This is a genomic window from Vagococcus fessus (assembly GCF_003987565.1).
GTDB lineage: Bacteria > Bacillota > Bacilli > Lactobacillales > Vagococcaceae > Vagococcus_D > Vagococcus_D fessus.
In genome coordinates this window covers 812,626-823,406 of sequence record NZ_NGJY01000002.1, presented here as the reverse complement: position 1 = coordinate 823,406, position 10,781 = coordinate 812,626, and the positions used below count along the sequence as shown (strand labels likewise).

Sequence of the window (10,781 nt, the reverse complement as noted above, 5' to 3'; positions counted from 1 at the left end):
CGAATGTTACTTCACTTAGATTTTTAATAAAAATCTTAAAATTTAGTTTGTTGTCTCAACTAATGAGAACAACATCCTACACGTTTGGTTCGTCTTACTTTGTTCAGTTTTCAAAGGTCTACGTTGTCGTTCTTAACGACTTAATTAGAATAACATGTTTAGTTGATTTCGTCAACCTTTTTTTAAAAGTTTTTCAATTAAGCTTTAGAGGTTTTAAGCTCATCCGTTTTTAACGACTTTGTCATTCTAACATAGCAACAAATCAATTTCAAATTTTTTGGCATATTATTTTTAATTTTTTATTACTTGTCTTGAAGACATTTATAAATATACCAACTTTCTTTTTAAATTGCAAGTCTTAATTTAAATTTTTTAAATATTAATTTTAAGTTAACTTAATTCTTATATTTATGTATCATCCTTATTTTTTGCTATTATAATACTAGAACTTATTATTGGAGGTTTTTTTATGAAAATTTTAGTCGTAGATGACGATAAAGAAATTGTTGAACTACTCAGTATTTATATTTTAAATGAAGGCTATGATGTTATAAAAGCTTATGATGGAAAAGAGGCTCTGACTAAAATAAGAACCACGCCAGATATTGATTTAATGATTTTAGATTTTATGATGCCTCAATTGGATGGAATGCAGGTTGTTAAAGAGCTTAGAAAAGAATCTCAAATACCTATTATTATGCTTACAGCTAAATCAAGTGATTTAGATAAGATTCAAGGTTTGGTTGCTGGTGCGGATGACTACGTTACAAAACCATTTAATCCACTTGAGATTATGGCTCGCGTCAAATCATTACTTCGCAGAACAAAAATGCAAGTCACTGACTCAAAACCAGATACTTTAGAGGTTGGCCCTCTTATTATAAAGAAAGACTCGCATCAAGTATTAACTGACGCTGGTATCGAGATACAACTTACTGCATTAGAATTTGGTATCTTGTATTTACTAGCTAGTCACCCTAATCGAGTTTTCAGTGCTGAAGAAATATTCGAACGCGTGTGGCAACAAGAAAGTATTATTTCTGCTAAAACAGTGATGGTTCACGTTAGCCACTTAAGAGATAAAATTGAAGAAGCGACTGATGGAGAAAAAGTAATCCAAACAGTCTGGGGAGTTGGATATAAGATTGATGGAAACTAGTCGTAGCTCTAAAAATTCATCTAAAAATACTCGTATCATTCTAACATCTAAAGAAAAAAGTGAACTTATTATAGAAGGTATTGTAACAGTTATCTTGTTAATCCTTTTAAATATCGTTGTCATAGCACTTTCTAGACTAGTCATCGATGATAGTATTGTAATGAAAAATTTAATTTTCGGAATAAAAGAAGTCCTCGTTAAAACATTCTTTAACAATGCCTTCTACTCTTTAAAGAATGTCGCTCTTATATTTATGATTATTTTTGACTTTATTATTCTTTACTGGCGTTTAATTCGACGTTATCGCCAAATGCAACTGCGTCATATAATTTCAGAACTTCATTACATCGCTAATGGAAACTATGATCACCGTATCCCTTTTGAAATAGGCGGGGATTTAGGTCGAGTTGTCGAAAGTATCAATGGCCTAGTTGAGAGTACGGTTGAAGCAATTGAAGATGAGCGCCGAATTGAAAAATCAAAAGATGAACTTATTACAAACATAAGTCACGACATTCGTACACCTCTTACATCTATCATCGGTTACCTAGGCTTAATTGAAGAAAAAAAATATAGTACACACGATGAATTATTAAAATATACCCATACAGCTTATTCCAAAGCTAAACAAATGAAGCTATTAGTAGATGATCTTTTTGAATATACAAAAGTTAGACAAGCTAGTACGCCACTTTCTATTATGACTTTTGATTTAGGACAACTTTTAGATCAATTATCTGTGGATTTTGAGTTGGATGCGAATAAAAGAAATATGAAAATAGAGGTAGACGTATCACCTACCCCTTTTATCATGGAAGGTGATACAGAAAAATTAGTTCGCTTATTTAACAACCTTATATCTAACGGTCTCAAGTATGGACGAAATGGGACTCGGATTTGTTTGTCCGCTGAAAAGATAGGCAAAGAAGCTGTTATTATTGTAAAAAACGATGGAGACCCTATCCCAAAAGAATCTCTAAATCAACTATTCGACCGTTTCTACCGTGTAGAAGAATCACGCTCACAAGAAACCGGCGGAACAGGGTTGGGGTTAGCAATCGCTCAGAGTATCGTTGTGCTACATAGCGGTTATATCTATGCTACTTCTGATGAAAAATGGACATCTTTTGTTATCCATTTGCCACTTTCTCAAACATCTTAATTGCTTCTAAAAATATTTTAATATTCTACTCAACCCATATACAAACTTAATAAACTATTATAAGCTAAATAAAGCCGTATAAAATATATGGCTTTATTTTTATTGTCTGGGAGGATATTTATGAACTTAAAAAAATTAAAGAATAAGTTAGTAGTCTCATTGACCCTAATTTTTACACTAGGTCAATTAATAGCACTACCTAAAGCACTAGCTGATGAAACTGATTTTTCTATCAATTCAAATGCTGCGCTAGCTATTGATTACAACAGTGGAAAAATACTGTACGAACAAAATGCTGATAAACCATTGGGGATTGCTTCAATGACCAAATTGATTACACTTTATCTCATATTAGAAGCCGAACAAAATGGAGACCTCGATTGGAATGAGCAAGTTGAAATCAGTGACCACTTACTTGCGATTAGTCATGATCCGATTCTGTCCAATGTCCCCTTTATAAAAGGACACACCTATAGTGTACGTGACCTTTTTAATGCAAGTACCGTTGTCTCTGCCAATGCAGCTGTCACAGCATTAGCTGAAAAAGTTGCAGGTTCTGAAAAAGAGTTTGTTGACTTAATGAGAAAAAAAGTTAAAAAATGGGGAATTGAGGATGCTTATATCATTTCAACCTCTGGCATTAATAATGACAACGCAAATGGTAGAGTCTATCCAGGCAGTAAACCTGGTGAAGAAAATTTAGCTTCAGCTAAAGATATTGCTATAATTGCACGTCATTTAATCCATGATTTTCCTGATTTCTTGAATACAACAAAAGAAGGCGTCATCACATTTGCTGAAGGAACACCTGAAACCGTCGACATGACTAGTACCAACTTAATGCTTCCTGGTTTCCCAGTTTACCGTGAAGGCGTTGATGGTTTAAAAACTGGAACAACTGATTTAGCCGGTCAGTGCTTTGTTGGAACATATAAAAATAAAAACACTCGAATTATTACAGTAGTCATGAATTCAACAAATAGTGTAGATCCTAACTCACGTTTCATAGAAACTAATCGTCTAATTGATTATGTCTTCGAAAATTGGAAATATGATACTATCTATAAAAAAGGCGACGTTCTAACAGGAATAGACGTACCATCAATCAAGCATGCGAAAGAACTATCAACACCAGTAACCGTTACTAAAGATATAAAATTATGGTTAAATAAAGAAACTAAGGTTAACGATCTTAAACTATCCTATGAAGCTCCTGAAACTGAACCTCAAGCCCCTCTTAAAAAAGGTGAAAAAGTAGGTCAAGTTAGCATTGATGCTAATGAAGATACAAAAGATTACGTATCTGCTAATGGTAGCGACCATCGATTTGATCTCGTTACTGCTAAAGAAGTTGAAAAAGCAGCCTGGTATACAATTGCTGGCCGCTCTATTTCGTCATTCTTTTCTAATCTATTTTAATCGATGTTGACATCTCACCCAAAAAAATGTATTCTTATCATACATTATAGATATTCAATCACGTTTGAGAACAAGTACTTATCTTTTCTTTTTCAGAGAGCTAACGGTTAGTGGAAGTTAGTAAAGAAAGACTAGGAAATCCATCTCATTACAGTAAATGAAGACATAATTCATTTCGGCCGCAACCGTTATTGCGAAAATCAAGTGCGATAGCTTTGCTATTGAATTTGGGTGGTACCGCGAATTTCAAGTCTATTCGTCCCAAGGAATATTAATTCCTTAGGACGAATAGACTTTTTTTATGCTTTTATTACTTAATTTATAGGAGGAAAAAACATGCTAGATATCAAAACAATTCGTCAAGATCTAGAAACAATCAAAACTAAACTAAAAAATCGTGGAGTCGACGAAGAAACATTAGATACTTTTATCGCACTAGACAAAGAACGCCGTGATTTATTAGTTCAAGTTGAAGAAAAGAAAAAACTTAGAAACGAAACATCAGAACATATCTCTACACTAAAACGTCAAAAAGAAGACGCTCAAAAATTTATTGATCAAATGAAGTCAGTAAATAATGAAATCAAAGAAATGGACGTTACCCTTGGCGAAATCGATGAAAAAATTGAGTATATTGCATCACGTTTACCTAATATTCCTGACGATTCTGTTCCTGTAGGTGCAGATGAAGAAGATAATATTGAAATTCGCAAATGGGGAACTCCAAAGGCTTTCAATTTCGAACCTAAAGCTCACTGGGAAGTAGCTGAAAATCTGGATATCCTTGACTTTGAACGTGGCGCTAAAGTTTCTGGTAGTCGTTTTGTTTATTACAAAGGCTTAGGGGCTCGCCTAGAGCGTGCTGTTTACAACTTCATGTTGGATACTCATACAATGGAGCATGGTTATAAAGAAATGCTAACACCATATATGGTGAATAGTGCATCAATGTACGGAACAGGTCAATTCCCTAAATTTAAAGAAGATGTTTTCCAATTAGAAAATTCAGACCTAACACTTATCCCAACTGCTGAAGTACCTTTAACTAACTTTTACCGCGATGAAATTTTAAAACAAGAAGAATTACCGGTTTACTTCACAGCTTTAAGTCCATCATTCCGCTCAGAAGCAGGTAGTGCCGGTCGTGATACACGTGGACTTATCCGTTTACACCAGTTTAATAAAGTAGAAATGGTTAAAATTACAGATGCTGAATCATCATTTGATGAATTAGAAAAAATGACCGATAACGCAGAAACTATTCTTAAAAAATTAGATTTACCATACCGCGTTTTAGCTTTATGTACAGGTGATATGGGCTTTAGTGCTTCAAAAACATACGACTTAGAAGTATGGATTCCAGCGCAAGATGTTTACCGTGAAATCAGTTCATGTTCAAACTGCGTTGATTTCCAAGCACGTCGTTCAAAAATTAGATACCGTAATGCCGAAGGTAAATTACAATTAGCGCACACATTAAACGGTTCTGGCCTAGCAGTAGGACGTACCGTTGCTGCTATTTTAGAAAATTACCAAAATGAAGATGGTAGTGTTACAATCCCTGAAGTTTTAGTTCCATACATGGGTGGCATCACAACAATTACAGCTAATTAAAAAGAAGCTAGCTCAGTGAGCTAGCTTCTTTTTTATGATTCAACTGAATAATTTGGTGCTTCTTTTGTAATATAAACATCATGAGGATGTGACTCTTTAAGTCCAGCACCACTCATTTGAACAAATTGAGCATCATCACGTAATGCTTTAAGATTTGAAGCTCCTACATATCCCATACCTGATTTTAACCCACCAATTAATTGGAAAATAATATCAGCTACGCTACCTTTGTATGCTACACGGCCTTCAATACCTTCTGGAACTAGCTTATTGGCTTCATTAGTACCACTTTGGAAATAACGATCACTAGAGCCTTTTTCCATAGCACCCAATGACCCCATACCACGGTATGTTTTGAAACGGCGACCCTGATAAATTTCAAATTCACCTGGTGACTCGTCTGTTCCAGCTAACATACTTCCTAGCATAACTGCATAACCACCAGCTGCAAGAGCTTTAACAACATCACCAGAATACTTAATACCACCGTCTGCAATAATAGTACGGCCATATTCACGAGCGACTTCAGCTGCATCATAGATTGCTGTTAATTGAGGAACACCAACACCCGCTACAACACGTGTTGTACAGATTGAACCTGGTCCAATACCAACTTTAACCACATCAACACCAACATCATATAAAGCACGTGTTCCTTCAGCTGTCGCTACGTTTCCAGCAATTAAAGTTGTATCTGGGAATGTATCACGAATTTCTTTAATTTTTCTAATAACACCCGCGCTATGCCCATGTGCTGTATCAATGATAATAGCATCCGCACCCGCATCAATTAAGGCTTGAGCACGCTCAAATGTATCTGTTGTTACACCTACAGCTGCCGCTACTAACAGACGACCATGCTCATCTTTTGCTGCATTAGGGAATTCAATTACTTTTTCAATATCTTTAATAGTAATTAATCCACTTAAACGATTATTTTCATCAACAATCGGTAATTTTTCAATTTTATGTTTTTGAAGAATTTTTTCTGCATCATGTAAATTAGTTCCAACTGGTGCTGTAACTAGCGCTTCTTTAGTCATAACATCGGCAATCGGTTGTTGATAGTCTGCAATGAAACGGAGATCACGATTTGTTAAAATCCCCACTAATTTACGACTATCTAATGATTCTACAACAGGAACACCACTAATTTTATACTTAGACATTAATTGTTCCGCATCTGATACTAAATGTGATGGTGTTAAATAAAACGGATCAATAATAACGCCACTCTCTGAACGTTTAACTTTTCTAACCTCATCCGCTTGCTGTTCAATACTCATATTTTTATGAATAACCCCTAAGCCACCTTGACGTGCCATAGCAATCGCCATTTTACTATCTGTAACAGTATCCATACTTGCACTGATAAATGGAATATTTAGGGTAATATTTTTAGCTAATTTAATGCTCATATCTACTTCATTTGGTAGAACATGGCTTTCTGCTGGAATTAATAATACATCATCAAATGTTAGACCTTTTTTTACAAATTTCGTTTCCCAGTTAGACATTTACATATCGACCCCTTTATTTTATTTTTAATTAAAAAAATAACAAAGATTTAACAATTAGTCAATCCTTAACACTTATTTTTTCTCATAATATCCGATTTTAATATCACTTTTTATTTATGAAAAAATAGCCCCACTAATGAGACTATTTGTTTCATGATTAACGAGTAAAAATACTACCTCTAATATCATATTTTTTTCTCAAATAATAACGTACTGCAATAGCTAACACTGCTAATGATACATATACAACCGGTCTCAATACAATATTAATAGAAGCTGGAATTAAACCTGCTGCCGTAAAGATTAATATCCATACTAACATTATCCCTAGCATTATTGCCATAGATTTTAGGATACCTGGTCTACCTGTTTGATCAGCACCGGGTCGATCATATTTATATACGTATTTATATATTAAGTAAAAAGCATATCCACCTGTTGCCGCAGCAATCAGAATTGTTAACAGTCCTTGTTGCTGACTAGGATTCTCAACTTTAGATAGCATCGGAATGACTCCTGCTATCAACGTTAAGAAAATGAATAATAATAGGGTATTATCCAACCACATTTGGAAAACATTACTTTCTTTAACCGGAGCAGGCTTATTTAAAATTAAATCAGCTCTCTCTGAAACTGTTCCAAATAGTTGTCGTGCTGTTTTACCACTTTTTTGACCTTCTACTAGTTCAGGTAAAATAGTAGATAATTCGATGGTTTGCATTTCTTCTGATAAATTAGCCACAGTTAAAGTCTTTTTTAAATCATGAACATATTGTTCATTACGTTTAGTCAATTGTGTTTCTAATTCGCGATTTTTTGCGACAATATTTCTAATTTCTTGCTGTTCCAAAATGAATTCCTCCTGTACCTATCAGCTATTTCATACTTTTAATTTTTATACATTGAAACGGAACAACATAACGTCTCCATCTGCTACAACATACTCTTTACCTTCTAAACGAACACGCCCTGCCTCTTTAGCAGCTGCCATGTTGCCGTACTCATTTAAATCATCAAATGACACAGTTTCTGCTCTGATAAACCCTTTTTCAAAATCTGAATGGATAACTCCAGCACATTGTGGCGCCTTCATTCCTTTTTTGAAAGTCCAAGCGCGTACTTCTTGAACACCTGCGGTAAAGTAAGTCGCTAACCCTAATAAATCATAGGCTGCTCTAATTAATTGATCTAATCCTGATTCTTCAATACCTAACGCTTCTAAAAATTCAGCACGATCGTCATCATCATCTAATTCAGCAATTTCTTCTTCTGCGCGAGCACAAACTACAATCACTTCAGCGTTTTCACTTGCTGCAAATTCTCTAACTGCTTGTACATATTTGTTACTCTCTGAATCACTTACCTCTTCTTCAGAAACATTCGCTACATATAAAACTGGTTTAGTTGTTAATAAAAATAATTTATTAACTTCTACCATTTCATCTTCAGTAAAGTCAATACTACGAGCTGATTTACCTTCTTCTAAAACAGGCTTAATTTTATCTAATAAAGCTAATTCTGCTAAAGCTTCTTTATCTTTTGTACGTGCAATTTTAGACACTCTAGCATGACGTTTCGATACTGAGTCTAAATCAGCTAATACTAGTTCTAAATTGATTGTATCAATATCAGCTAAAGGATCTACGCGTCCTTCTACGTGTGTAATGTTATCATCATCAAAACAACGGACAACGTGACAAATCGCATCTACTTGGCGAATATGACTCAAGAATTGGTTTCCTAATCCTTCACCTTTACTTGCTCCACGAACAATCCCTGCAATATCTGTAAATTCAAATGTTGTTGGAACTGTTTTTTTAGGTTGTACTAATTCTGTTAATTTTTGTAAACGATTATCTGGAACCTCTACCATTCCCACATTAGGATCAATTGTTGCAAATGGATAGTTTGCTGCTTCTGCTCCTGCTTTTGTTATCGCGTTAAATAAAGTTGACTTACCAACGTTCGGTAAACCGACAATCCCTGCTGTTAATGCCATAAAATATACCACTCTTTCATTTGATTAAACTAACTTTAGTTTTTTTCAATAATTTTTTTTAATCTTTTCTCAAAATCTCGACGAGAAAACATAACGATATGCTGACAGTTTATACATTTTATCTTAATATCCATCCCCATACGAACAATTTCCCAACGATTTGTCTGACACGCATGAGGTTTCTTCATTTCTACAATATCACCTAAATCATACATAGGAATCCCTCACTTATCTATTTTTAATCATCAAAATGGACATCTAATATGTCTAAAATACGTGTTAAATCATCTGATGATAAATATTCTATTTCTATTTTACCCTTACCCGCTTTTTCCTGAATCATAACAGATGTCCCAAATTTATCCATCAAACGTTCTTCACTTTCTTTGATGTAATAAGGTTTTGGTTTTGCTATTTTTTTCTCTTTTTTCTTCACTTCTGGTTTATCACTATTTATTTGACCAACAATCTCTTCTAATTGTCTAACTGTCAATTTCTCTTTAACAACTCGTTTAGCCAATTCAATAATCTTATCTCGGTCTTTTAAAGCAAGTAGTGTCCGTGCTTGCCCCATAGATAATTCTTCTTTTTGGAGTAATTCCTTAACCATCTCTGGTAGATATAATAAACGTAAATGATTTGCAATATAGGGACGACTTTTTCCTAAACGCTCAGCTACTTCGGCCTGTGTTAGGTTTAAATTTTTCATCAGTGAATCATAAGCTTCTGCTTCTTCCAAAGGGCTTAAATCTTCCCTCTGTAAATTTTCTAAAACAGCGACTTGCATCATTGCTTCTTCGTCAAACTCACGAACTATTGCTGGAATAGTCTCTTTACCTGCTAGTTTTGAGGCTCTAAAACGTCTCTCACCAGCAATAATCTCATACCCTTTAACATCTGATTGACGAACAATTATCGGTTGGAAAACACCAGTTTGTTTAATTGATTGAGATAACTCTTCTAATGCACTCTGATCAAAAGTTTTACGGGGTTGATAGGGATTAGGTCTTAATTCTGATAACTTTAACTCTATGATTGTTTCATTTTTTTCATCTACTTCTTCAATGACTGAAAAATCTTGAAACAATGCATCAATTCCTTTACCTAAACCTTTATTATTCTTACTCATCTAATAACACTTCCTTAGCCAATGCTTGATAAACTGCAGCGCCTTTTGAACGACGGTCATAATCTACTATAGATAACCCGTGACTTGGTGCCTCAGATAGTCTAACATTTCTTGGAATAATCGTATCATACACACGTTCTCTAAAATACTTACGAACTTCTCCTACAACTTCCGATCCCAAATTAGTCCTAGCATCATACATGGTTAATAAAACACCTTCAATACGTAGCTCTGGATTAAAATGCTTTTGTACCAAACGAACTGTATTTAACAACTGGCTTAGACCTTCAAGAGCATAATACTCACATTGAACAGGAATCAATATAGAATGACTCGCTGTAAAAGCGTTAATCGTTAAGTGCCCTAATGATGGTGGACAATCAATTAAAATAAAGTCATACTCTTTTTCAACTTCTTTAATCGCATTCTTCAAACGTGTTTCTCTGGCCATCATAGGTGTTAATTCTATTTCCGCTCCTGCCAATTGAATCGTTGCTGGAGCGATATCTAAATTTTCACGTGTTGTATCACATATAATTTCTTTAATCGAGGTTTCATTCACTAATACGTCATAGATATCTTCGGTAACTTCTGCTTTTTTCACGCCTAATCCACTTGTAGCATTACCCTGGGCATCGATATCAATTAATAATACCTTTTTACCCTCAAAAGCTAATGCAGCACCTAAATTGACGGTTGTTGTAGTTTTCCCGACGCCTCCCTTTTGGTTAGCAACTGAAATAATCCGTGCCATCATATTTCCTCCGATTCTTATTAAC

General features: G+C 34.6%; 10 protein-coding genes and 1 other annotated feature. Of the genes, 4 read left to right on the top strand and 6 right to left on the bottom strand.

The window, feature by feature from the left end:
• Window positions 1-469: 469 nt before the first annotated feature.
• From croR to serS, 4 genes are all read left to right on the top strand, one after another.
• Window positions 470-1,159, top strand: a complete 690-nt coding sequence (gene croR / locus CBF31_RS08245; RefSeq protein ID WP_126831902.1) for a response regulator transcription factor CroR — start codon at window positions 470-472, stop codon at window positions 1,157-1,159.
• A complete protein-coding gene (locus CBF31_RS08240; protein ID WP_126831901.1) occupies window positions 1,149-2,321 on the top strand; it encodes a sensor histidine kinase in 1,173 nt (390 codons plus the stop codon). The genes croR and CBF31_RS08240 overlap by 11 nt, the downstream gene beginning before the upstream one ends.
• A gap of 120 nt (window positions 2,322-2,441) precedes the next feature.
• Window positions 2,442-3,740 (top strand): serine hydrolase, encoded by a 1,299-nt coding sequence (locus tag CBF31_RS08235; RefSeq protein WP_170167910.1) that lies wholly within the window; start codon window positions 2,442-2,444, stop codon window positions 3,738-3,740.
• Between the two features lie 56 nt (window positions 3,741-3,796).
• Window positions 3,797-4,007 (top strand) — a binding site (T-box leader).
• Window positions 4,008-4,076: 69 nt separating this feature from the next.
• Window positions 4,077-5,354 carry a serine--tRNA ligase gene (serS, locus tag CBF31_RS08230; RefSeq protein ID WP_126831899.1) on the top strand — a complete coding sequence of 426 codons (1,278 nt, stop codon included), beginning with the start codon at window positions 4,077-4,079 and terminating at the stop codon, window positions 5,352-5,354.
• Window positions 5,355-5,386: 32 nt separating this feature from the next.
• Here the strand turns inward: serS and guaB are convergent, their stop codons facing one another.
• The 6 genes from guaB to CBF31_RS08200 form a co-directional block, all read right to left on the bottom strand.
• Window positions 5,387-6,871 carry an IMP dehydrogenase gene (guaB, locus tag CBF31_RS08225; RefSeq protein ID WP_126831898.1) on the bottom strand — a complete coding sequence of 495 codons (1,485 nt, stop codon included), beginning with the start codon at window positions 6,869-6,871 and terminating at the stop codon, window positions 5,387-5,389.
• A 160-nt stretch (window positions 6,872-7,031) separates the two neighbouring features.
• Window positions 7,032-7,724 carry a DUF1129 domain-containing protein gene (locus tag CBF31_RS08220; protein WP_126831897.1) on the bottom strand — a complete coding sequence of 231 codons (693 nt, stop codon included), beginning with the start codon at window positions 7,722-7,724 and terminating at the stop codon, window positions 7,032-7,034.
• 45 nt (window positions 7,725-7,769) lie between these two features.
• Complete coding sequence (gene ychF, locus CBF31_RS08215; protein ID WP_126831896.1) at window positions 7,770-8,873, bottom strand: redox-regulated ATPase YchF; 1,104 nt, start codon at window positions 8,871-8,873, stop codon at window positions 7,770-7,772.
• 35 nt (window positions 8,874-8,908) lie between these two features.
• Window positions 8,909-9,088 (bottom strand): DUF951 domain-containing protein, encoded by a 180-nt coding sequence (locus tag CBF31_RS08210; RefSeq protein WP_126831895.1) that lies wholly within the window; start codon window positions 9,086-9,088, stop codon window positions 8,909-8,911.
• 23 nt (window positions 9,089-9,111) lie between these two features.
• Window positions 9,112-10,002 (bottom strand): ParB/RepB/Spo0J family partition protein, encoded by an 891-nt coding sequence (locus CBF31_RS08205; protein ID WP_126831894.1) that lies wholly within the window; start codon window positions 10,000-10,002, stop codon window positions 9,112-9,114.
• Complete coding sequence (locus CBF31_RS08200) at window positions 9,995-10,756, bottom strand: ParA family protein (protein WP_126831893.1); 762 nt, start codon at window positions 10,754-10,756, stop codon at window positions 9,995-9,997. Before CBF31_RS08200 ends, CBF31_RS08205 begins: the two co-directional genes overlap by 8 nt.
• Window positions 10,757-10,781 lie beyond the last annotated feature (25 nt).

Bases quoted from the DNA above. Each gene is read 5' to 3' on its own strand.
- CBF31_RS08205 (WP_126831894.1), bottom strand. From the start codon at position 10,002: ATGAGTAAGAATAATAAAGGTTTAGGTAAAGGAATTGATGCATTGTTT.
- serS (WP_126831899.1), top strand. From the start codon at position 4,077: ATGCTAGATATCAAAACAATTCGTCAAGATCTAGAAACAATCAAAACT.
- CBF31_RS08235 (WP_170167910.1), top strand. From the start codon at position 2,442: ATGAACTTAAAAAAATTAAAGAATAAGTTAGTAGTCTCATTGACCCTA.
- CBF31_RS08210 (WP_126831895.1), bottom strand. From the start codon at position 9,088: ATGTATGATTTAGGTGATATTGTAGAAATGAAGAAACCTCATGCGTGT.
- CBF31_RS08200 (WP_126831893.1), bottom strand. From the start codon at position 10,756: ATGGCACGGATTATTTCAGTTGCTAACCAAAAGGGAGGCGTCGGGAAA.
- croR (WP_126831902.1), top strand. From the start codon at position 470: ATGAAAATTTTAGTCGTAGATGACGATAAAGAAATTGTTGAACTACTC.
- CBF31_RS08240 (WP_126831901.1), top strand. From the start codon at position 1,149: ATGGAAACTAGTCGTAGCTCTAAAAATTCATCTAAAAATACTCGTATC.
- guaB (WP_126831898.1), bottom strand. From the start codon at position 6,871: ATGTCTAACTGGGAAACGAAATTTGTAAAAAAAGGTCTAACATTTGAT.
- ychF (WP_126831896.1), bottom strand. From the start codon at position 8,873: ATGGCATTAACAGCAGGGATTGTCGGTTTACCGAACGTTGGTAAGTCA.